Source organism: Nostoc sp., from assembly GCF_036917575.1.
GTDB lineage: Bacteria > Cyanobacteriota > Cyanobacteriia > Cyanobacteriales > Nostocaceae > Nostoc.
The window spans coordinates 39,144-61,335 of record NZ_JBALDC010000070.1 but is presented as its reverse complement, the minus strand read 5'-3'; the positions used below and the strand labels follow the sequence as shown (position 1 = coordinate 61,335).

Sequence of the window (22,192 nt, the reverse complement as noted above, 5' to 3'; positions counted from 1 at the left end):
GAGATTTACAGCGTTGCATATTTGCGGGATGATTTAGCAACTAAGGCTAATCTTTGCCCCAACCTTCTCTGCTTGCCCAAATTAATCCCACTGTTGTGCAACGCCAGATTTACTTCTCTTGCCATGTCGTAAACATCACCTAAAAACCAAAACTGAGAATTTAGCCTCAAATAGACATTTGAACCCACTACAAAATATTTCGTTTTGTTAAGAATACTTAGTGAACTATCACTCTAGTGAATAGAGGTAGGGCAAACAGCAATATTATGCCAAATCCACGGCTGAGAACATGATCCAGCTATTTGGGGAAGCCTACTTTGTCTGATCTTTTCCTTATTTACCCAGACTCTTAGCCGCACTCAACCTTAAATTATGTACACAATACTAAATAGCTATGCATATCCCTAAGTTCTCAGAATTACCGCATTATTCAATTTAGAAGTACGAATTATGGAACACAACAAAAGGGCAGAAATAACATCTCAACCCGGTTTTTCGGGACAAGTAATGACTGCTGGTGGAACAGCTATAGCCACTCCCTCATCACTCAATCAGGCAACGATAGCAAAAGAGGCTAGCCAAAGTAACCCTGGTGAGATGAACGTGAAACTTACTGTTAACGGTGAGCAGCAAATTCTCGACCTTGAGCCGCGTGTCACACTCTTAGATGCGCTGCGCGATCGCCTGGGGCTAGTGGGTAGCAAAAAGGGATGCGATCACGGACAGTGTGGGGCTTGTACTGTTTTAATCGATGGTGAGCGAGTTTATTCTTGCCTGAGTTTGGCAGTGATGCAGGAAGACAAGGCGATCGTCACTATTGAAGGGCTGGCAATGGGCGATACTCTCCATCCAGTGCAGGCAGCATTCATTGATAACGATGGCTTTCAATGCGGCTATTGTACCCCAGGTCAGATTTGTGCTTCTGTTGCCTTACTTGATGAAGTCAAACGCGGCTGTGCCAGCGTTGTCACGCCAGATTTGACTCTTCCCCCACAGTTAGCTGAACTCTCTGAAGCTGAAATCAAGGAGCGACTGAGTGGTAATCTCTGTCGATGTAGCGCTTACAACGGCATTGTGGCAGCAGTCCAGCAGGTAACGGGACAAAAACCGCCTTCTCCGGCCGCAGATGTGATGGTCAATGAACCCCAGGAGATGCTTAGATGAACAACTTCACTTACACCCGCGCTACTTCTGTGAAAGATGCGGTTCAACGGGCAACGAATGACCAAAATGCGATATTGATTGCGGGCGGTACGAATTTGGTTGACCGTCTGAAAGTTTTCCTAGATGAGCCATCGCAACTTATCGACATCTCTCGATTAGAGATGAAGCGCATTGAACGCACAAGTGAGGGTGGTCTGAGCCTCGGAGCGCTGGTAACTAATACAGCAGTGGCAGACCATCCTGATGTTCGCCGCGATTATCCAATTTTGTCCCGGGCGATTCTTTCTGGTGCGTCTCAGCAAATCCGCAATATGGCAACCGTAGGGGGCAACCTACTGCAACGCACTCGCTGTCCCTACTACTACGATACAGCCTTCCCTTGCAACAAACGGCAACCGGGAAGCGGCTGTCCGGCAGCAACGGGGATCAACCGGATGCACGCCATCCTTGGGGCCAGTGACCAATGCGTGGCAGTTCAACCCTCAGATATGTGTGTTTCTCTTGCGGCTCTGGATGCTGTTGTTGTTGTGGAAGGCCCCAAAGGTAAGCGGGAGATACCATTGACAGACTTTCACCGACTACCAGGGAACACACCCCAGCAAGATACAAACTTAGAGCCAGGTGAGTTGATTAGCTCTGTAGTTCTGCCCCCAGTGCCGTTTGCCAAATCAGGGGTTTACCTAAAGTTACGCGATCGCACTTCCTATGCCTTTGCATTAGTCTCTGTGGCAGCTGCGGTTGATTTAGCGGGTGGGCAGATTCAGAATGTGCGCTTGGCAATGGGTGGCGTAGCCCATAAACCTTGGCGCTCAAAGGAAGCAGAAAAGTTTTTGCTCGGCAAGAGTGCGGATACTGCAACGTTTCAACAAGCGGCAGAAATTGCACTTCAAGAAGCTAAACCATTAACTTATAACAGTTTCAAAGTTGACTTGGCAAAGCGGGCAATTCGTCGCGCACTCGCGGTATCAGCCAAAGGAGGAGGCGTAGTATGAACAAAGTAATTGGGACTGCCATCAACCGTAAGGATGGACGAGCAAAGGTTATGGGCACGGCAACTTACGCCGCAGAACATCAAATTCCAGGTCTGGTTCACGGTTATCTTGTCACCGCCAGTATTGCCAATGGGCAAATTAAAAGCATCGACATTAGTGCGGCAGAAAAAGCAGTAGGTGTGATAGATGTTTTCACGCATAAAAACTCGCCGAAAGTGTTTACGCCAGCCAACGACTTTATGACCTCGAAAATCTACGAGGCTCGTCTGCCGTTGTCGGATGACAAAATTTACTATGCAGGGCAAATTATCGGTTTGATAGTAGCAGACACCTTCGAGCGGGCGCGTGATGCGGCGAATTTGGTCAAGGTAGAATACACAAGTCAAAAGCCAGTCGTGGAAGCTGCGAAAGCCACCTTTAAGGAGGCACCACCGCAGATGGGTCAAGAGCTAAAGTTTGAAAAGGGGAATTTCGCGGCAGGGGTGGCAAGTGCAACAACGAAACTTACAGCCACCTACAAGACAGCCATCGAACTGCACGCGCCGATGGAACCCCATGCGACCATTGCCCACTGGCAAGATGCAAATTCTCTCACTGTTTACGAGCCGTCTCAGTGGGTGTTGGGAAGCCAGCGCACCTATGCACAACTCTTTGGAGTGCCAACTGAACAGGTTCGTATCGTCACACCTTTTTTGGGTGGAGGTTTCGGCTCCAAAGCCTTTCCCTGGCCCCACGCTATTCTCTGTGCTGCGGCTGCCCGTGAACTTCAGCGTCCTCTCAGAGTTGTCCTCAGCCGACGGCAAATGACAGCGAACGCCGGACACCGCTCCGAAACCGAGCAAACTATGCACTTGGGAGCAACTGCTGATGGTAGTTTAACTGCGATCGCCCATGAGGTTAAATCCTGTACCTCGCCTGTGGATGTGTTTACAGAACCCTGTACCTCGGTCACGCCAGTTATGTACACAGCGCCGAATTTGCAACTGAAGCAGGAACTAGGAGTGCTGAACATCGGTACACCAACATTCATGCGCGGGCCAGGAGAGAATCCTGGGATGTGGGCGATAGAGTCAGTGATGGACGAACTGGCCTGGATGCTAAAGATTGACCCGGTAGAACTGCGCCTGAAAAATGAAACTAAAGAACACCAACGCGAAGGTCAGCCATTCTCAGCCAAACATTTTGCTGAGTGTTTGCGGGTTGGTGCAGAACAATTTGGTTGGAAAGACAGACCAAAACAGCCGCGTTCTTTGACATCTGATGGCAAACTCGTTGGTTGGGGGATGGCGGCAGCAACCTACCCTGGCAGACGGGGGAAAGCATCAGTCAAGGTACGGCTGCTAGCAGATGGTACTGCCCATGTTCTCACCGCAGCCAATGACATGGGCACTGGCGCATATACCGTTGTTGCGGCCACAGCAGCAGACGCATTGGGGCTACCCGTCGAACAGATACAAGTAGAGTTGGGCGACTCCTTGCTACCAGATGGAGGCATGGCGGGTGGTTCCATGATGACAGCATCTTTGGTTCCGGCGGTCATGTCAGCTTGTGAGCAAGTTCTGAAAACTGCTAATGCTAAGACTGCACAAGAGGCGTTTGCAACTCTTTCTCAGTCCGGCCAAGCAGCAATTGAGGCCACAGCATCTTCTGCTCCTGGCGATGAAACCAAGAAATGGGCGTTCCAATCTTGGGGGGCACATTTTTGCGAAGTCAGCGTGGATGAAGAAATCGGGCGTTTGCGGGTGACGCGCTGGGTGTCAGTGATGAATATCGGGCGAGTCATCAACTCTAAGACAGTCGCCAGTCAAGTCCGTGGTGGCGTGATCATGGGTATTGGGCAAGCCTTAATGGAGGAGTGCCAGGTTGATCCAAACATCGGCTACCCCGTGGTTTATGACCTTGCTACCTATCACTTCCCAGCCCATGCAGATATTCCTCGCATTCAGGTGGCCTTCGTCGGAGAACCTGATTTCAACTTCAATCCAGCAGGTGTACGAGGTGTAGGCGAAATTGCGATCACAGGTGTTTCAGCTGCGATCGCCAATGCAGTTTACCATGCCACAGGTAAGCGCATCCGTGATTTACCCATTACACCTGACAAGTTGATCTAAAAGGCATTGGGCATTGAGAAGAAGTTTTAGGGGTACTAACCCAAACTAAATTCTGCAAATTCTCTTTGCCCAAACAGCATATTTCGGTCTACGGCTGACAAGATTTTATTATTGGCGCGATCGCTATTTAAACTGCGACCAACCAACTGCGCGACATCTGCACGATTGATGCTACCAATAATGTGCGGATCTTCAGTCAAAACGCCATTACCCGTTCCTGGTTCTGACTTTAGTCCACCAGGACGGATGATTGTATAAGTGAGTCCACTGGCAATTAAGTGTTGTTCAGCTTTGTCTTTCTCAGCTAAAACTTTTCCCAGTACCTCTAAAACTTGGGGTGAGGCAGCAACAACACTATTGCCAGCACCTATGGAAGATACAAGAATAAACTTTTGTACCCCAGCTTTAACTGCTGCATCGATCAGATTTCTATTACCAAGGTAATCCGGCCTTTCTACATCTGATGGTAAACCGCCAATTGTACTGATAACGGTGTGAATAGGTGCATCTGTTACCATTGCGCGTTCTATATCGCCAAGATTCAAGGCATCTCCCTGAACTACTTCAATACCCATTGCTTCTAGTTCACTAGCAACTGCTGCTGTTCTCAAGAGTGCTTTGACTTTTAGCTGTTGTGCTGTGAGATATTGAGCAATTTCTCGACCAACACCGCGACTTGCACCAGCTAGAAAAATATAAGATGCACTTGTCATAATAAACTTAACTATTTACGCTCTAAGGATTTTATCAGAGGATTGGCAGGAGTTAATAATTGCTCAAGCTCCTAGCAATCCCAATCTAGCGATCGGAAATAACTGAGTAACTATAATTACAAAAATATAACCCAATTGTAGGAAGTATTTTAGTAAACGATTGTGTCAATCTAGCAAATAACTTTCAATGGATTTAGTCATGGCTAAAAAATCTCAACCCAATCTAGAACAATACCAAGATGTCAGATTATCTGCCACCACAAGAATTTGGGTAATTACAGTAGCTATTCTCGGAGTTTGCGTTCCGTTATCAGCCGTTACTAGAAGCGGTGCTATTCTTCCTTTGGTTGCTATTGGTGGCGCAGCTGTTGGTACAGTTGCTATTTGGCGTTCTGATGAGCAAAAATCAAAAACTAACTATTTGCAACAGCAGCAAATAGAACTGCTAGAGCAGAGATTAGCGAACTTAGAAACAATTGTTAGCAGTGATGACTTAAACTTGCAAATGAAAATTAAACAAATTGAAGCAAGGGATACTTTCGGCGACTCCTCTGATGTAAGTACTACACCCAAACAACCAAAACGCAAAGGTTAAAATTAGCCAATCTTCACCATTTATATCGATTTCAGATGATATTTACGATAATTATCATTACTAGGTTATTTTTATGTAGCTATTTGCTGACTTAACGTGACTATAATCTTTTCAATCCGTCTCAAATTCAACTTTGCTTTACAGCTAGAAGTGTCTCTAGGGAAACAGTATCTCGTTCTCTATCTCCGTTATAATTGACTGATATCATCTAATTCTATATACTGCAATTGCATTAGTTCATGAAATGTCTAAGTGCTATCCATCTATTTCTTTCCCGGAAACATTTGTCAATGGTTGTATTTGATTTGACTGTTAATATTACTGAATTTTTAATGAACTAAGGTAATAAACTTGAGTAATTGCATTTGTATAGCTTACCGTAGGTATGCAATAGTTTGCCGTAGGAATGCAGATGGATTGGATTAGCTTACTCAAAGCTCAACAAACTGACTTCCTTCAACGTGTGAAAAAACCTAAAACTTATGACTTATCTTTGCTGGAAAGTCAAGTTAAAGGTTGTCACACTGAAGTTATAGCCTTTTGGGGTGAGCCATTGGCTAGACTCCAAGAACTTTCTCGTCAACAAGCAGAAGTTCTCGCCAAAAATCCGCCGCCGACACCGCCGGAATATCCTGAGCCTCCTGACTGGACGATACCTTTTCCCAAATACTTCCAGCAACAAGCCCAAAATTATCTTTTACGAGAGCATATTGTTGACAGGGTAATAAATGAGCGCTTGGATAAGTTAGTAAAAAAGGTGTCACAAGATACTTTGCAAAACATGATTTTAGATGATGAGGGAAATTTGTGTGGCGAAAGTAAATTTTCTTATCTACTCAAAGATTATCCTCAGCACAGTGTGCAAGTTTACGTTGCTGATGGAGAAAGTTTTAATGGTATTAAGAAAGACAAAATTAAGTGGTCGGTTACTCAAGAAGATTTAAAAAATCATCAAGTATTAATTTTTCTGTGTTTGTTTTATCCATCTAATGGTGATTTAGGTTATGAAAAGCAAAGCATAATAACAGGCTTTTTACCTACAAATCAACTTGAATTTAGCGAACCAAAACTGTATGTGACTCCGAGTAATTTGTTGTATGCAGGGGGATTGAGTTGGTATTTAGAATCACTGATGGGCAAAAAAGACACGTCGCCAGTAATTAACTCAAGAGCGATCGCACATACAATACAGACTCTACCATCAGAGCATCGCCTTAAGGATATAGTCGGTGAGTGGGAATGCTGGCAGACTTTGCAAGGACACACTAGAGGCATTAATTGCCTAGCTTTCAGTTCTAGATGTAACAATGGCAAAGCCTTACCGATATTGGCAAGTGGTAGTCGGGGAGAGACGAAACTCTGGGATTTAAGCAAGGGTGAATTAATAGAGACATTATCAGAGTATCCTTGGGTAATATCTGGGCTGGTAGATGAAGTGAATTCCCTAGCTTTTAGTTCAGATGGACAGACTTTAGTCAGTTGTGGTGCAGATTCGACAATTAAGCTTTGGCACGTAGGCGCTTTAGACTTGATAGATATTTTGCACAAACACAATGGAGTAGTGCGGTGTGCTGCCTTCACCCCAGATGGCAGAATGTTAGCGACTGGCGGAGATGACAGAAAAATTCTCTTTTGGGATTTGATGCAACGTCAGGTAGCGATCGCACTTTCTTTAGATGATACAGCAGCTCATTCCCTAGTTTTAAGTCGAGACGGCGAAACTCTAGTTACAGGTAGCTACCGCAAAATCAAAGTTTGGCGCACCTCACCCCAAACGGGAATTAAAAGTTTAAAAGATGCAGAACCACTGCATACCCTCATGGGTCATTCTCACATCGTTTGTTCCTTAGCAATCAGTGCAGATGGTAAAATCCTCGTGAGTGGTAGCTGGGATCAAACGATTAAAGTTTGGCAATTGGAGACTGGAAAATTACTTCATACCCTGAAAGGGCATCAAGATAGAGTATATGCGATCGCTTTAAGTCCGGATGGGCAAATTATTGCTAGCGGTAGTGCTGATAAAACTATCAAGTTGTGGCATTTACAAACCGGGGAATTGCTGGGTACGTTTACAGGTCATACTCATATAGTTACAGCATTAGCCTTCACAGCTTCCGGCGAGATGTTGGTTAGCGGGAGTTTGGATAAGACTATTAAAATTTGGCAACGTAGTTAGTAGAGACGCGATTAATCGCGTCTGTTCATCCATTTTGAACTCCGTTGACAAGTATTTGAACTGGATGAATCCACCTTTTATCTCCGTTGACGAGTCTTTGATACTCCTAGACAACAAACTTTAAAAACTCTCTGCGCCAACAGAGGTTAATGATAGGGCGTTCGCTATTCGGCTTTAGTCCCTTTTTGCAATTGTACGCTCTATGGCAGTGTCTTCATGGGTGCGATCGCAGCCTTTACCTTTGGTTACAGTTTGATGAGCTTTTTCTCTTGAGTGCTAACTGGTGAATTAGCGTTACAAATTAGAATCAAGGGTAAATGTTTTGCGATCGCAATCTTGTTAATGTTACTATCTGAGCTTCAAGAAAGAGGTATCTGGCTGATTTTCAACGTGTAAGCTGGTGATTTTTTCTTTACACACGTATCCGGTAACGTCACAAATAAATTCTGTCCGTACTGTTGCCACTCAAGTTTACCTTTTGCTCCTAGCATTGTAATCTTTGCATTTTTCGGCAGAATTAGCCCTGGGATTGTCAGCGTCTGATTCATCGGAGTATCAAGTAAGACAGCATACAAATTACCTTTATTTGTGGTGTAGCGTACTCGGATGCCTTGAGTGGATACATCTTCTGAGCGTATCCAATAGCGCGAACCAAAGATGGCTTCACCATTTATATCTAGCCACTTGCCTAAGCCGAGCAACCGTTCAATTTGCAGTTTGGAGATTGAACCATCGGCATTTGGGCCAATGTTGAGTAGTAAGTTGCCGTTTTTACTAACAATGTCAACGAATGAGTCAACTAGTTCATCTACTGAAATCATGTTCAAGTCGGTATCATTTTGGTTGTAACCGAACGAGTAACCTAAACCCCTTGTACTTTCCCATTTCTTTGGTTCGATTTGTTTGAGTTGATTGTATTCAGGTGTAGAGAAGTCGAAGTGTAAACCGAATTGCCCATTTAAATCAAAGCGGTCATTAACGACACCGTTAGATACATGATTGTAAAAGTAAGCCATAATCTCGTTCGCTTCACCAACAGGGTAGCCAAGGTCATTCCATAAGATAGACGGCTGATAGCGGTCAATGAGTTCGTGCCAGTGAGCGTTAGCATATTCAGCGTAAGCTTTATCTTGGATAATGGCTGCGACCAACGTGTTAAAGTCTGTCACTGTTGTATCTTGTTGTGACCAATCAATACCGCCAGAGTAGTACAGACCCATACGCATACCTTGTTTACGAACGGCTTGTGTCAGTTCGCCCACAAGATCCCGCGCCGCCACTCGTCCTGACTGGTTTGTGGTTTTGCTAGGCCATAACAAAAAGCCATCATGATGTTTGGTCGTCAGCACAACGTACCGCGCACCTACTTGAGAAAACAGTTTTGCCCATTCCGATGGATTCCACTTTGTGATGGCTGCGTTGAAGGTGGGGATGAAGTCGTCATAAGTGAAATTTTCACCGTAGGTTGCACGGTGATAGTTATAAGTGTCGCTGCCCTCAAGTTTCATGGAGTTGTAGTACCATTCAGCATAAGGGTTGTGCTGAAACCAATATTCCCAACCGCGTTCTGCAACTACCTTGTTCAGTTCACCAGTCAGTGGTGCCCAACCAGGTACGGAGTACACGCCCCAGTGAATGAAAATTCCGAGTTTAGCATCTTTGAACCACTCTGGAACTTCATGCTTTGATAGCGACTCAGTTGTTGGTTCATATATCTGTTGTGCAAAGGCAGTAGAGGCTGTCAGATTCAAACAGCTACTTAGAACTGCTGTAATAATTACTATGGGTAGTAGATGCCTAAACATTACAATACTCTTGACTAGAGGATATGTAATTTTACAACTGTATCTCGTCAGTGCAGAATGGGGAGTAGAGAAGTAATTAGTAGTAGCAGTAGGGTGTGTTATGCCGTTCGCTTTTAGCGTTCCCGGAGGGTAGCGTAACGCACCCTGAGTTTTTGATGGTGCGTTACGAAGACAGCGATAGCACCCTAATGGCTAACAGCATTTACCGCGTAGCAACTACAGCGATCGCTCTTTGGTACTGCAAGTAAAGATTGATTGAGTTTATCAAAAAATATGAGACTTCAAATTCGATTATTTCGACTCATTGTTTCTGTACTATCAACGATAGGAATTCTTGGACTAAATTTGATCTTGCTTAAGTCAAGTGGAGATTTAATAAGCTATGCGAAGACGAGCTCTCCTACTACTTATTTCTTTTATCTAGCTAGATATATTTTGAAAGTTTTTGGAGTAACTATAGTTGAAGTGGCTTTCCTATGGTTATTAGTAATTTTAAATCCTCTATCTATACGATCCGGTTTAATTATTACTTTGGTTCTGCTTATCTTAAATGGAATTTATATTTTACTGATTAGTATTTAAACTATATTCTGCTTCCAGCGGGCGCTTTGCGAGTTCGCCCATAATTAAACCATCCCCTCTATTTCACTCACTTATGACTATTGCCAGTCAACCCCAACTAACTTTAGACGAATTCCTCAAACTGCCGGAAACTGAACCAGCATCAGATTTTATCAACGGGGAAATCATTCAAAAACCAATGCCTCAAGGTGAACATAGCTTACTCCAAACTACTCTTTGCGAAACAATTAACGGCATAGCTAAAAGCCAAAAAATTGCTTACGCTTTTCCAGAACTACGCTGCACTTTTGGCGGTGCTTCTATTGTCCCTGATGTCTCTGTGTTTCGCTGGGATAGAATTCCTAAAACTTCATCTGGCAGAATTGTTAATCGCTTTGAAATTCATCCGGACTGGGCAATTGAAATTCTTTCCCCAGACCAAAAGTTAAAAAAAGTATTGAGTAAATTATTGCATTGTTCGCGCAATGGTACTGAACTAGGCTGGTTAATTAACCCAGAAGACGAAAGTGTGCTAGGGATTTTTCCTGGACAGCGATTGGAATTATACGAAGGTGCTGATAAATTACCCATTCTTGAGGGTATCGAGTTGGAACTGACTGTTGAACAAGTTTTTGGCTGGTTGAGTTTGACGTAAAAAAGCGTTCCGTAAAGTAGCTGGATTCTGACTTTTCAGGTCATCTGGAAAGGCCCACGAAAAACCTAACCCCCTTCCCGTTGTAGTCAGGGAAAAATTCAAAGTTTCTGACGATGGATGAGGCTTGGCAATACAAATCCATACAGTGGTGAGTCAAGGAGGTAGTAATCTCTCTGGCGGATAGCGACAACGGCTGTTGATTGCGAGGGCATTGGTGTTCAAACCCAGGATTTTACTATTTGATGAAGCAACTATAGCAATCTGATTTGATTCCTAAATTACTCGTAGAGACTGGGGACTAGGGACTGGGGACTGGGAAAAAGGAATAAAGGTGTACTGAGTTTTTTCACGCAATCAAATATGAGTCCTATAGTACCTTAGATAATAGAACCCAGCCAATTGACACAATTAGCAAAGAATACTTTCAAGATAGTAACAATTGTCTTAACTAAAAGGTGCGTTATGGCGTTAAGCCTAACGCACCCTACTGGTTTGTGTTTACCAGCAAACCCAGACTAACAGTAAGTATGCTACCAGCGATCGCGCTAGGTTCTGGCAATGATTTCAATATCAAGTTAATAGATGTAATAAAAATCTATTTTCTAGATTTAATTTGAGAGTTGGATGAATATAAAATCCGATATCTATGTTGTTTCTTGGTTGTTTATTGCTAGATATTATATTCATTTTTCTAAAGCCAACTAATTAGGTATGCTTAAACAAATTTAAATAGAACTTAGACTAAACTTCATCAGCAGTTTATATAAAATTTAAGCCTAATTGATATTATTAAATATCTATCCTTTAGTGTGTAAGTTAGAACTCGGCTAGATAACTCCAGCTGATACACCGTTAATTAATAAAAATAATGATTATTTCACAACGTGGCATTATCACTTATGCTTACGGAGCATCTTACTATCTAGAAATGGCAAAGTCATTGGCGCGTTCTCTGCGCCTTCATTCACCAGATATTTCGCGTGCTATTGTTACTGACAATCAAAACGATCAAGAGTTACTTGAACTTTATGATTACGTTATAGACCTTAGACAGCAATACGGATCTAACGTCAAACAAAAGCTTCATGTCTATGATTATTCTCCATTTGAATGTACACTTTGTATTGATAGTGATTGCATAGCAGTAAGGGATATTAACTTTATTTTTAATGATTTTCAAGGCAGAAGTTTTAGTGTGGCAGGTAATGTATATCTTCAAGCAGGCGATAAAGATAAGTTCATTGATGTAGATGACACACTCAAACGATTTAATCTCACAAAACTACCTAGATTTAATGGAGGTCTCTATTATTTTGAAAAAAACAATACTACTAAGGCATTTTTTGAAACAGCACTAGAATTTTCAAGAGATTGGAGAAAACTAGGTATTAGTGAATTTCGTGGTGATGGCCCTAATGATGAACGTATTTTTAGTCTAGCGATGATGCTACACAATCAAAGTATGTTTGAAGATAATGGTCAAATGATGCGAACACCTATCGGTCTTCGTGGTTCTTTTAATATAGATGCGATTAAAGGTCAATCGACTTTTAAAAAATACAATCATGTGGTGTCACCTGCTCTTGTACACTTTGCCTGCGTTTGGGGAGAGCATCCCGTATATCATCGTGAAGTATCAAAGTTAAAAAACCTAGAGAAAGGTTTAGATAACCAAATAAAATATAATATGCTTTCTGCAATTAAATATAAGTTTGGTTATCAGATTGCTTTCTTAAAGTATATAGCTAAACGTGTACCTAAAAATCATAAATATATTCAAGTTAGAGTGAAAAAATTTTTGATAGAATTTGCTGAGTTGCTCAAAGCCAAATATAGAATTGAGCTAGTTCGGAGCAAATAAAGTTTGCTAAAACTGTGCATTTATTTGTGCTTAGTTTAAATTACTCAAAGGCTGCTTTGATTACTTTCTGTATAGTTCTAATAGTGTATAATGTGCTGTCTGTGCTTCAGGCAGCACTCACCAAGTTGATTAGCGATCGCGCCTCATATCGAATTGCGTTCAAAAATATTAGTTTTGCCAGGCTGTTCTTGAGCAGGGAAAGCAAGGGAGGCAAGGGGAGAAATACTACATATAATTGCAAATTGGTATCACATCCTTCGCTTCAGGTACTCAAAATTATATTTTTGTGAATTTACAAGGATTGTATTTGTGGGTTTATTGTAGAAAATAGACGGTACAGCGCAAATTTGTGCGTACCACAAAAATTTGTATTGCTGTACTCTTATGGAAAATCAACTAGGATTAATTCTGAAACTGCTTTTACTCTCGGCTTTGTTATCAGTATTGATTAAGTATGCAGGGCCAAGTCTACTAATTCCGGCAACAGCAAGCAATGCGCTGATTATAGTATTATTGCCGATTGCGCTTGTCGCGATCGCTCTACTGTGGCGATTTCAAGCACAAAAACAAAATTAACTCAAAATTAACTCAAACCATTTACGCACAAGTTACTAAAATCAGCTAACCTAGCTTAATTACAATAAAATTGCATCTCGCCAACCTTTGGGAGTTAGCCTGTGAACCTGGGTCAATGGATCGGCTTAATCGCCATACTTCTTTGTTTATACATCCTGTGGCAAATTCGGGAAGTGCTTTTGTTGATGTTTGCCGCAGTTGTGTTAGCCACCACCTTAAATCGGCTAGCGAAACGCTTTCAACGGTTTGGGATCAAGCGCGGATTTGCCGTCCTCATAGCAGTAGCTATCTTTTTCGCAGGTGTTGTAGGCTTTTTCTGGCTAATTGTGCCGCCATTTGCCCAGCAGTTTCAAGAACTAACCTATCAAGTTCCTAAAGGGTTTGGACGCTTTAATAGTTGGCTTGATGCCCTGAGAACTCGTATTCCTGACCAGTTAATTCCTTACATCCCAGATATCAATAGCCTCATTCAACAAATACAGCCTTTTGCCAATCGGCTACTGGGAAACTCCTTTGCCTTTGTATCTGGTTCTTTAGAAGTCGTCCTCAAAATTTTGCTAGTATTGGTTTTAACAGGAATGATGTTAGCCGACCCCGTGGCTTACCGCAAAGTATTTGTGCGGCTTTTCCCTTCATTTTATCGGCGGCGGGTAGATGGAATTTTAGATAAATGCGAAGTTTCTTTAGAGGGATGGATTACAGGCGCTTTCATTGCCATCTGTGTAGTAGGGGTGATGAGTCTGATTGGCTTATCAATTTTACATGTCAAGGCAGCACTAGCTTTAGCAGTTTTAGCAGGATTTTTTAACTTAATTCCCAATCTGGGGCCAACGATGAGTGTAATCCCAGCAATGGCGATCGCCTTCTTGGATGAACCTTGGAAAGCGATCGCTGTTTTAATTCTCTACTTTTTCATTCAACAGATTGAGAGTAATTTCATCACGCCCGTTGTCATGGCGCATCAAGTATCATTGCTGCCAGCCATAACCTTAATTGCCCAGCTATTTTTCGTAACTTTCTTTGGCTTTTTAGGACTATTTTTAGCGCTACCTCTAACTGTTGTCGCTAAAATTTGGTTGCAAGAAGTGTTAATTAAAGATGTTTTAGATGAATGGGAAAATAACAATAGAAAAGAGACTGAGTTTGTGATAGTTTCTGAATCTCCTGAAACAGATGATAATTTGATGTCAAAAAATCCAGATATAAATGAAAATCCCTCGATTGATGATGATATCTTGAAAAAATAATAGTCTTAGTTACTCCATTTCAAAAGCTAATAGCAGCAAAAAAAGAACCGTTTGTACAAGCCATTTTGGATCTGGGTGTGCCCCAAATGACTTTTGATCGCATTGCCTTAGTAGGGGATGCAGCAATTCATCCTCCGCCCGCACACCGCAGCTAGTACCTCAAAAGCCAGCAAACGCGATCGCCCTTGTTGATGCCCTGATGGCTGATCATGATATTTCAGAACCACTCTTTGCTTGGGAAGGCGATCAGATGGCGCTGGGAAGGAGAGCAATGAAGTCATTAAGTAGGTGGGCGTAAATTTTTGTCGTTAAGATAAGGCAGGAGGCAGGAGGGAAGAGGGTTTTATTCTGCTGACCTACTTAATGAGCCGGAATCGGTTTGAGACATTTAGCGATGGCGTGTTTGCATATTGCACTGCATCTGTAATTTGTAGCGAATTAAATTTTGCAAGACTCTGCAATCCTAATACATTGGCTTGCATTGTTAATGCGTCGGCTTGCATTCAAAACGCTACGCTTTTACGCAAAGCTTTACTAGGTGAACTCTATAGTCTCAACAAACTTTAAAATACTCTCCTTGATGTCTTCGGCTTCTTCTTCAAGGGAATTGGGAGTTTCGCCGTTAATAAAGCTGTGCTGACTACTAACTATATATAAAAATTCCCCACTAATAAAGGTGAGCAACCCCCGGTATGCATCTAATCTAATTGCAGTTCCATTATTTTCCTGCTTAGAAATTGTGGAACCTTTGGGCATATCGATTAACACGTAGTAAGCGCCTCGCAAAGTATCTTTCAGATATTCGGTATACTCCACAGAAGCATCTGGTACATTAGCAAAAATCGCTTGGGGTACATACTTGTCTACTAAAATTGTTTGTAAATATTCTTCTTGGCCAACAGACTCCAGTTCCTCCAATTGTTCTAGGGGGAAAGGATAATAATCGATTCTCAGCAAAGTACCGATGTCATCAGAAAAGCCAACTACTCCTTCCTGACTTTGAATTCTACCGCCCTGCTGCGGATCGACCGGAATCGGCACGGTAAAATTACCTAATGGGGATTGATATGCCTGTTCGCTAAAATCTTCGATGACCACTGTTTCATCATCATCGTCGTCTGCATATTCTTCATCTTCTGCTTCTTTAAAAGCTGCAATTACCTCTTTGATGATTTCCTCTGCTTCTTCATCCTCCAGTTCTAAGGCTGCTTGTAACTTTTTGAGGTAGGCTTGTTTTGGTTTGGGAATGGCTAGTTCATCGTCTAAAAGCACTATTACCCCAGCAGCAAAACCATCTAGCACTAATTCATCTGAGAGAGATACTTTGGCGGTATTAAACAAAGGCCCAATTCCCTCTTCTTCTGCAATGAAAATGAGTCTATCAACAATTTCTACAATTTCATCTTCTGAGTATTCCTCGAAAACCTCGAATTCCCAGAGGATACCCGCTAAACTTTCTGCATCTACATCTTCAACCAATGAATCTGCGATCGCAGTCACAGTTGCGATCGCCGCCACTGCTTCCTCTGGACTTAGTGATTCCTCTGATGTCTTTGGTGAGTTAAAAACCTTGTCATATTTGGTCATAAATGCTACCTAAATTAATTCCTTGATAGTAATAACAGATTGAAAGTGACAATGGTCAGTTTACCAATGGAGCGAATCTTCTAGAGAAAAAGTTGGACTATACGTGGTTAACTCAGTAGCGAGTAGATGTAACAAAAGCTTGTTTACAACTAATTTTCCAGGAGTTAAGGTCTGATAAAATCTGTTCTCGAATATACACTTAAACAGCAGTTAGGCTCAATATTTACCGCAAGTCAATTTAATTAAATATTGTAAATTTTTGTGATCGAGCAATTATCGTAATTAACTGCTATATCCCTTTATTTTTATCCTCCAGCAGATGAATTATATCTATCGATAGAATTATAAACTAGCTAGCGATAGATACATACACCATAGGCAGGATGTCACAATACCAAAATTTGTAGTAACACACAATACTCGAAACGTTGTACTGTTGGTTCTACAAGTGTGAATTACATGAAATTTTGAATTTTTTATGGTACAAACTCCACCATCCCAGTTTTCACCAGATCAATATAAAGTAGATCCGGCAAAGGAAAATATAGAAGCTCTTATACAAGAACCGCAGTTAGATATTGAAATTGCTTTAGAGTTCCTTTACACCAGAGATATTGAATTTCGTCAGGAAACAATTTATTTTCTCGTAGTCGATCGCTTTTATGATGGTGATCCAGAAAACAGCGAAGGTGCAAACTCAGAATTGCACGATCCGGATAGACAAGATTGGGGTAAGTACTGGGGTGGCGACTTACAAGGTGTCATCGATAAATTAGATTATCTCAAAAATATGGGAGTGACTGCCATTTGGTTGACTCCACTGTTCGAGCAGGTTGAAGAGTTATTTGTTGGCAATGCAGCAATACATGGCTATTGGACAAAAGACTTTAAACGGCTCAATCCTCGATACATTGCTGACGGAGAAAACCCTTCTTTAAACGCCACTCAAGAAGAAAAAAATACAACCTTCGATCGGTTAATTACAGAACTGCACAAGCGCAATATGAAGCTAGTGCTGGATATTGTCTGCAACCATAGCACACCTGATACTAGCGGTAGCAAAGGTGAATTGTATGATGATGGTGTTAAAATTGCTGACTTCAATGATGATGAGAAGAATTGGTATCACCACTATGGCCAAGTGCAAAACTGGGAAGACGAATGGCAAGTACAGAACTGTGAATTATCTGGTCTAGCAACCTTCAATGAGAACAATACTGAATATCGGGAGTATATCAAATCAGCAATTAAGCAATGGCTAGATCGGGGTGTAGATGCATTGCGGGTAGATACTGTCAAGCACATGCCGATTTGGTTTTGGCAAGAATTCACTGGCGAGATGACGAATCACAAACCAGATGTATTCATTTTTGGTGAATGGATTTACAGTAATCCTAATGACGAACTATCAGTGGAATTTGTTAACCACTCAGGCATGACACTTCTAGACTTTGGGTTGTGTGTGGCAATTCGAGCTGCACTAGGGCAAGGTTCAGAAATGGGATTCCAAACAATTCAATATATTTTCGATCAAGATTATCGCTATAAAGGGGCAACAGAGCTAATTACCTTCATCGATAACCATGACATGTCCCGCTTCCAATCGCTGAACCCCGATCCAGCGATGCTAAAGGTGGCGATCGCTTTAATTATGACCTGTCGCGGTATTCCTTGCATTTACTACGGCACAGAACAATATCTGCATAACGATACTGATGGCGGTAACGACCCGTATAACCGCCCAATGATGGAAAATTGGGATAGTGAGAGTGAGATTTATCGTTGTGTCAGGCTGCTGTCTGGCTTACGGCGACTAAATCCAGCCGTATCAATGGGTAGCCATTGGCAAAAATACTTGACATCTGATGTTTACTGCTATGTACGCCGTTATCGTGACTCTGTGTGTTTTATCGCTTTAAACCGGGGAGGAGAAGTTACTTTACCAGAAGTAGAAACAGAATTGCCCGATGGAGAACATACCTGCGTGGTGACTCGCAACAAGTATGAGGTAAAAGATAGCAAGATTTATGACTTAGTACTAGAAGAAAAGGGAGTGATTGTTTTCAGTCACGTTGGCGAACGGATAAAAGCACAAACAATTGTCCGCGTTCAACTCAATGGCGTAGAAACCCAACCAGGTGAAATTATTGTAGTCACAGGAGATTGCCCAGAGTTAGGTAACTGGGATATAGGCAAAGCCTATCCCTTAGAGTACATCAACACCAATACTTGGTTTGCTGAGATTCCCTTTGATGAAAGTGCTGGTCAGCTGATTGCTTATAAATATGCCATGTGGCGGGAAGGGCGATCGCCTCTACGCGAAAATCTCGTAAATCGCCGTTGGGTAATTGCCAAAGAAGGTACTGTTAAATGGCGTGATACCTGGGCATCGGGAAGAGAATCTTAGAAATATAAGATGATGTATGAAGAGTGAAGGATTCAAATTTTGATTCTTCACTCTTCATTATTTGTGAATTAAAAGTTACAAAAAATACACAACTCAGGGTATTTAATCGTAGTGTACGCCATAGTGTACATTGAGCGAAAATATGAGAAATGTCGCCAAAAGCAGAGAGGTAACTGTTGATGAGTAAAACGACACTCTACAATTAATGATAATATCTATCCACCTCTGACTTTTTATTGCGATAATTCCCAAGGGGGACGCGCTCTCCACTGGTTAGTCAAAGGGGGATAGATGACACTCAAGCGGTTGGTTTTATTTTTTGTGATGACGCCAATAGCAGTTCTATTGGCAGTTTCGGCTTTATTTGGCAGTTGGCAAGAACCTCAATTTCAAAGTCGTTTGGAACTATACCAAACAAATATTGCTTTACAAGCCCAAGCTTGGCAATCAGAAGATAGCGGTGATGACAAACTCCAAGGAATTCGGGAAGCAATACTTGGTGAGCAACCCCTAGAAAGCGCTACAAAGCAGTATCAGGAGGCGCGTCAATCAGTTCAAGCTAATTTAGACAAAGTTAACAACAAACTTGCACAATTACGCTCTCAAGCTGAAATAACTCCCACACCTCCGAAACCTCTACCAGATACTCCTCCCACTATTAAAACCTCAAAACAGGGACAGCAACAGTTACAGCAGTCTTTTAAAGAATTACAAAAATTATTGGCTGAATTAGACCTGCGCTTGGGAATTTTACAAGCACAGCAAGGACAGACAGATACAGCCTTCAAGACTTGGAGTGAATTACAACAACGCTCAGATATTAATCCAGGGTTTGGGGAAACCGGCGCTGTTTTGACTGGACTGTGGAGCAATCCTCCGCGTATCCTCCCAAATGCTCAAGAACCAATTCAAAAGAATTTAGAAGGTTGGTTTCGCTCTACTGCTTTGGTTAAGTTATACCAACTCCAGCAACGACAAGAGGCGTTATCAGCAGTAAAAGCTGCACAACAAGAATCTTCTGCTCAAGCAGTGTTGAAATTGGCGATTATTGGCACTATTCCCACTTTGGCAGCTTTAATCGGTTTAATACTGCTGATTTTATTATTTGCTCAACGGTTGTTGAAAGGAAAAGCTTCGTTATTAGCTCAAAATGCTGATATCCCTTGGTCAACACCTTGGGGTGGTGAAACGGTTTTGCAGGTTTTTATCATCGGCTTTTTCTTTATGGGGCAAATTCTTGTGCCCTTAGTAATATCGCTGCTACCCATCCCGCGTCCTATTGTGGATGTGCGACTTCAGGCGTTTTCTGTGTTGGTTAGTTACTTATTGGTAGCATTAGGTGCGCTCTCCGTGCTGTATTTCTCTCTCAAGCGCTTTTTTCCACTACCAGAATTCTGGTTTCGCTTCCGTTTTCAAGATAACTGGTTTTTGTGGGGACTGGGAGGCTATTGCACGGCTTTACCTGTAGTTGTGCTGGTATCTTTGATTAATCAACAGCTGTGGCAAGGACAGGGTGGGAGTAATCCTTTGTTACAACTAGCGCTAGAAAGCCAAGATGGTGTAGCACTCGGCATATTTTTCTCTACAGCTGCGATCGCCGCTCCATTTTTTGAAGAAATCCTATTTCGCGGTTTTTTGTTACCCTCTCTAACTCGTTACTTACCCGTGTGGGGAGCGATTTTGATCAGTAGTTTGTTGTTTGCGATCGCTCACCTTAGCTTATCGGAAATTCTCCCCCTAACCGCATTGGGCATTGTGTTGGGAGTAGTTTACACGCGATCGCGCAATCTCCTCGCTCCTATGCTCCTTCACAGCCTTTGGAATAGTGGTACACTATTAAGCTTGTTCGTTTTGGGTAGTAATTAATACATTTAGTTTGCTGTTGCTAAAAACAGGAATATCTGTTTTTATCTGCATAGATAGAGACAATTTACTAATAATAATTGGTTATAAGCATAAATACTAGCTGAAAATCCAATTAAGATAATGGCAAAAACAAATTAAAGAATGCTATTAACAATAGATAACAAACTATCTAATTAAGCATTTATTCTCATTCGGGTAGATTTTAGCCATTTTCGAGATGTTAATTGTCTTCTTGAACCGTTTTTAGCTGTCATAAATTGGAATGCAATTCCAGTTTGCGCTCATGTAAGTAGGAATGGGTAACTAAAAAGTGGTTAGTAAAGATATGGAAGATGCCTTTTGCGCTTCTAGATTCCCACTAGCCACCTAATTGTCTTGTCTATTGATGCAATGGCGTTTCACATCCGATCGCAAAACGATCCGGAAATAATACTGATGAACTTGTAAAAAGTAGTGTAAATAGCAGCTTTTGCTCAAGATAAACTTCTGAGCTAAAAATCTGCCAAACTGTTGCACTAGGGTTTGCGATCGTCAAATCCAGTAAAAGTCATCAAGAAGCGCCAGATCGGCCTATACCGCAAGACATCTTGGTGTTTCCTGTGGAATAGAAGCTGATTTTAATTATTCATCTTGGATTTTTTTGTACTGAAAAAATTAAAAATCTATTTATTAAGCAAGTAAATGTATCTGCTTCCATTACCATAAAGACTTTATTTTTATACTCACTTATCAAGGAGCAGCACTGATATGGCAAATCTCAACCCTAGCCACCCTACTAAACAACTTCTAGCTGGTTACTGTGGCATTATCCTGGGAGCGTTTGGGGTTCATAAGTTTATTCTAGGATACGCTTCGGAAGGCTTTATTATGTTAGTGATTTCTGTAGTTGGGGGTTCTTTCACCTACGGAGTTGCCTTGTTAATTATGCAACTTGTAGGTTTGATTGAAGGCATGATTTACTTAAATAAATCCCCTGAAGGATTTGTAAATACCTATTTTGAAAAGAAGCAAGGCTGGTTTTAGTACAAGAATAGCCTCTTACTGGAAGCAGAAGGTAATACCAATTCAAAATTCAAAATTCACACATTAAGAAAGCCAGACAGAACAAAGCTATGTGCGTATGTATTTGTTGCATTCTTTTTTCAGATTGGTATAACACAGGTTTCCAAGTGTAGGATTGCAGCAAAAGCGCAGGGATAAAGGGCAGTGAGCAACAAAAGCAGCATCCTTTTTCCCTTGTGCTTCACCCTTTAGCTTTAGTAGAAGTTATACAGCACTTCTACCTCCTATATTTATTTTTATTGATATGTTCGTTCTCAAACCTAAACAGCTTAACTGGGCAATGTTCTTCTTGTTAGGCTTAGGATATTTTAGTGTTATGTCTCATTTGGAAATCAACTATTTCTTAAAAAACTTGATTGCGATCGCACCAATACAGGTGGCAGCTATTATTTATGTCACTTATCGACGTTGGAACTGTCAGCTACCTATGGAGGAATTAAAAACTCCAAATCAACAAAGTTCAGATCCGCCACCAAATTTATAAGCGCTGCAAACCGACGCTCAGAGTCAAGGGAAGCCGCCGTTCCAAAATTTCAATAGGAACGTTGTTTTGCTTGGTATAGCAGGAGGCAGGAGGCAGAGGGCAGTTCTTGCTGGAGGTAAAACTATTGCTAACTCTCTTCTTTCACTCTTTCCAAGTGTCCTAACCTGTGTGACTACGGCTATATTAACGTAAATATCGTCGTCTAGCCATTCATTAAGAAAGTATCTTTTAATACATTCATTGACCTTGCTACTATTCATATCTGGATTCAAAAAATCTTATTAGGGACTTCCAGAGAATAAATTAACCAATTTATTTAGATGATAGTTT

At 41.8% G+C, this 22,192-nt stretch carries 19 protein-coding genes and 1 pseudogene; 15 read left to right on the top strand and 5 right to left on the bottom strand.

The features are described from left to right. Window positions 1-5: 5 nt before the first annotated feature. On the bottom strand, window positions 6-188 hold the full coding sequence (locus V7K79_RS20025; protein ID WP_335049736.1) for a hypothetical protein: 183 nt from the start codon (window positions 186-188) through the stop codon (window positions 6-8). A 262-nt stretch (window positions 189-450) separates the two neighbouring features. Between V7K79_RS20025 and V7K79_RS20020 the strand changes: the two genes are divergently transcribed. From V7K79_RS20020 to V7K79_RS20010, 3 genes are read left to right on the top strand one after another with little or no spacing between them, the layout of a single operon-like run. Next, entirely contained in the window at window positions 451-1,164 is a 714-nt protein-coding gene (locus V7K79_RS20020; protein ID WP_335049735.1) for a 2Fe-2S iron-sulfur cluster-binding protein, read from the top strand. Beyond that, window positions 1,161-2,156 (top strand): FAD binding domain-containing protein, encoded by a 996-nt coding sequence (locus tag V7K79_RS20015; protein ID WP_335049734.1) that lies wholly within the window; start codon window positions 1,161-1,163, stop codon window positions 2,154-2,156. The genes V7K79_RS20020 and V7K79_RS20015 overlap by 4 nt, the downstream gene beginning before the upstream one ends. Beyond that, window positions 2,153-4,267, top strand: a complete 2,115-nt coding sequence (locus V7K79_RS20010; protein ID WP_335049733.1) for a xanthine dehydrogenase family protein molybdopterin-binding subunit — start codon at window positions 2,153-2,155, stop codon at window positions 4,265-4,267. Before V7K79_RS20015 ends, V7K79_RS20010 begins: the two co-directional genes overlap by 4 nt. A gap of 35 nt (window positions 4,268-4,302) precedes the next feature. Here V7K79_RS20010 and V7K79_RS20005 read toward each other — a convergent pair whose 3' ends face one another. Beyond that, window positions 4,303-4,980, bottom strand: a complete 678-nt coding sequence (locus V7K79_RS20005) for an SDR family oxidoreductase (RefSeq protein WP_335049732.1) — start codon at window positions 4,978-4,980, stop codon at window positions 4,303-4,305. Window positions 4,981-5,179: 199 nt separating this feature from the next. On the opposite strand from V7K79_RS20005, the gene V7K79_RS20000 reads away from it, so the two are divergent. Together V7K79_RS20000 and V7K79_RS19995 are read left to right on the top strand one after the other, a co-directional pair. Then, window positions 5,180-5,575 carry a hypothetical protein gene (locus V7K79_RS20000; RefSeq protein ID WP_335049731.1) on the top strand — a complete coding sequence of 132 codons (396 nt, stop codon included), beginning with the start codon at window positions 5,180-5,182 and terminating at the stop codon, window positions 5,573-5,575. Window positions 5,576-5,981: 406 nt separating this feature from the next. Further along, window positions 5,982-7,751, top strand: a complete 1,770-nt coding sequence (locus tag V7K79_RS19995) for a WD40 repeat domain-containing protein (protein WP_335049730.1) — start codon at window positions 5,982-5,984, stop codon at window positions 7,749-7,751. Between the two features lie 359 nt (window positions 7,752-8,110). Here the strand turns inward: V7K79_RS19995 and V7K79_RS19990 are convergent, their stop codons facing one another. Further along, a complete protein-coding gene (locus tag V7K79_RS19990) occupies window positions 8,111-9,556 on the bottom strand; it encodes an alpha-L-fucosidase (RefSeq protein WP_335049729.1) in 1,446 nt (481 codons plus the stop codon). 95 nt (window positions 9,557-9,651) lie between these two features. Between V7K79_RS19990 and V7K79_RS19985 the strand changes: the two genes are divergently transcribed. The 6 genes and pseudogenes from V7K79_RS19985 to V7K79_RS19960 all read left to right on the top strand — a co-directional run bounded on the left by V7K79_RS19985 (window position 9,652) and on the right by V7K79_RS19960 (window position 14,456). Further along, window positions 9,652-9,804 carry a hypothetical protein gene (locus V7K79_RS19985; RefSeq protein ID WP_335049728.1) on the top strand — a complete coding sequence of 51 codons (153 nt, stop codon included), beginning with the start codon at window positions 9,652-9,654 and terminating at the stop codon, window positions 9,802-9,804. Window positions 9,805-10,211: 407 nt separating this feature from the next. After that, window positions 10,212-10,772 carry a Uma2 family endonuclease gene (locus V7K79_RS19980; RefSeq protein ID WP_335049727.1) on the top strand — a complete coding sequence of 187 codons (561 nt, stop codon included), beginning with the start codon at window positions 10,212-10,214 and terminating at the stop codon, window positions 10,770-10,772. A 136-nt stretch (window positions 10,773-10,908) separates the two neighbouring features. Next, window positions 10,909-11,034: pseudogene (locus V7K79_RS19975) on the top strand (ATP-binding cassette domain-containing protein); the annotation flags it as partial. Between the two features lie 606 nt (window positions 11,035-11,640). Then, window positions 11,641-12,633: a hypothetical protein gene (locus V7K79_RS19970; protein WP_335049726.1), complete on the top strand. Its 993-nt coding sequence runs from the start codon at window positions 11,641-11,643 to the stop codon at window positions 12,631-12,633. Window positions 12,634-13,017: 384 nt separating this feature from the next. Next, the gene (locus V7K79_RS19965; RefSeq protein WP_335049725.1) at window positions 13,018-13,209 is read left to right on the top strand and encodes a hypothetical protein; all 192 of its coding nucleotides are present in this window, start codon (window positions 13,018-13,020) and stop codon (window positions 13,207-13,209) included. Between the two features lie 101 nt (window positions 13,210-13,310). Further along, a complete protein-coding gene (locus V7K79_RS19960) occupies window positions 13,311-14,456 on the top strand; it encodes an AI-2E family transporter (RefSeq protein ID WP_335049724.1) in 1,146 nt (381 codons plus the stop codon). Between the two features lie 107 nt (window positions 14,457-14,563). On the opposite strand, the gene V7K79_RS19955 is transcribed toward V7K79_RS19960, so the two are convergent. Continuing rightward, window positions 14,564-14,737, bottom strand: coding sequence for a hypothetical protein (locus V7K79_RS19955; RefSeq protein WP_335049723.1), 174 nt, complete (start codon window positions 14,735-14,737; stop codon window positions 14,564-14,566). A 253-nt stretch (window positions 14,738-14,990) separates the two neighbouring features. Then, window positions 14,991-16,043, bottom strand: a complete 1,053-nt coding sequence (locus V7K79_RS19950) for a hypothetical protein (RefSeq protein WP_335049722.1) — start codon at window positions 16,041-16,043, stop codon at window positions 14,991-14,993. Window positions 16,044-16,521: 478 nt separating this feature from the next. Between V7K79_RS19950 and V7K79_RS19945 the strand changes: the two genes are divergently transcribed. From V7K79_RS19945 to V7K79_RS19930, 4 genes are all read left to right on the top strand, one after another. Beyond that, entirely contained in the window at window positions 16,522-18,450 is a 1,929-nt protein-coding gene (locus V7K79_RS19945) for an alpha-amylase family glycosyl hydrolase (RefSeq protein WP_335049721.1), read from the top strand. 291 nt (window positions 18,451-18,741) lie between these two features. Continuing rightward, window positions 18,742-20,316, top strand: coding sequence for a CPBP family intramembrane glutamic endopeptidase (locus tag V7K79_RS19940; RefSeq protein ID WP_335049720.1), 1,575 nt, complete (start codon window positions 18,742-18,744; stop codon window positions 20,314-20,316). A gap of 747 nt (window positions 20,317-21,063) precedes the next feature. Continuing rightward, complete coding sequence (locus V7K79_RS19935; protein WP_335049719.1) at window positions 21,064-21,339, top strand: TM2 domain-containing protein; 276 nt, start codon at window positions 21,064-21,066, stop codon at window positions 21,337-21,339. 283 nt (window positions 21,340-21,622) lie between these two features. Then, window positions 21,623-21,862, top strand: a complete 240-nt coding sequence (locus tag V7K79_RS19930; protein ID WP_335049718.1) for a hypothetical protein — start codon at window positions 21,623-21,625, stop codon at window positions 21,860-21,862. Window positions 21,863-22,192: the final 330 nt, after the last annotated feature.

Bases quoted from the DNA above. Each gene is read 5' to 3' on its own strand.
- V7K79_RS20020 (WP_335049735.1), top strand. From the start codon at position 451: ATGGAACACAACAAAAGGGCAGAAATAACATCTCAACCCGGTTTTTCG.
- V7K79_RS20015 (WP_335049734.1), top strand. From the start codon at position 1,161: ATGAACAACTTCACTTACACCCGCGCTACTTCTGTGAAAGATGCGGTT.
- V7K79_RS20010 (WP_335049733.1), top strand. From the start codon at position 2,153: ATGAACAAAGTAATTGGGACTGCCATCAACCGTAAGGATGGACGAGCA.
- V7K79_RS20005 (WP_335049732.1), bottom strand. From the start codon at position 4,980: ATGACAAGTGCATCTTATATTTTTCTAGCTGGTGCAAGTCGCGGTGTT.
- V7K79_RS20000 (WP_335049731.1), top strand. From the start codon at position 5,180: ATGGCTAAAAAATCTCAACCCAATCTAGAACAATACCAAGATGTCAGA.
- V7K79_RS19995 (WP_335049730.1), top strand. From the start codon at position 5,982: ATGCAGATGGATTGGATTAGCTTACTCAAAGCTCAACAAACTGACTTC.
- V7K79_RS19990 (WP_335049729.1), bottom strand. From the start codon at position 9,556: ATGTTTAGGCATCTACTACCCATAGTAATTATTACAGCAGTTCTAAGT.
- V7K79_RS19980 (WP_335049727.1), top strand. From the start codon at position 10,212: ATGACTATTGCCAGTCAACCCCAACTAACTTTAGACGAATTCCTCAAA.
- V7K79_RS19970 (WP_335049726.1), top strand. From the start codon at position 11,641: ATGATTATTTCACAACGTGGCATTATCACTTATGCTTACGGAGCATCT.
- V7K79_RS19965 (WP_335049725.1), top strand. From the start codon at position 13,018: ATGGAAAATCAACTAGGATTAATTCTGAAACTGCTTTTACTCTCGGCT.
- V7K79_RS19955 (WP_335049723.1), bottom strand. From the start codon at position 14,737: ATGACTTCATTGCTCTCCTTCCCAGCGCCATCTGATCGCCTTCCCAAG.
- V7K79_RS19950 (WP_335049722.1), bottom strand. From the start codon at position 16,043: ATGACCAAATATGACAAGGTTTTTAACTCACCAAAGACATCAGAGGAA.
- V7K79_RS19945 (WP_335049721.1), top strand. From the start codon at position 16,522: ATGGTACAAACTCCACCATCCCAGTTTTCACCAGATCAATATAAAGTA.
- V7K79_RS19940 (WP_335049720.1), top strand. From the start codon at position 18,742: ATGACACTCAAGCGGTTGGTTTTATTTTTTGTGATGACGCCAATAGCA.
- V7K79_RS19935 (WP_335049719.1), top strand. From the start codon at position 21,064: ATGGCAAATCTCAACCCTAGCCACCCTACTAAACAACTTCTAGCTGGT.
- V7K79_RS19930 (WP_335049718.1), top strand. From the start codon at position 21,623: ATGTTCGTTCTCAAACCTAAACAGCTTAACTGGGCAATGTTCTTCTTG.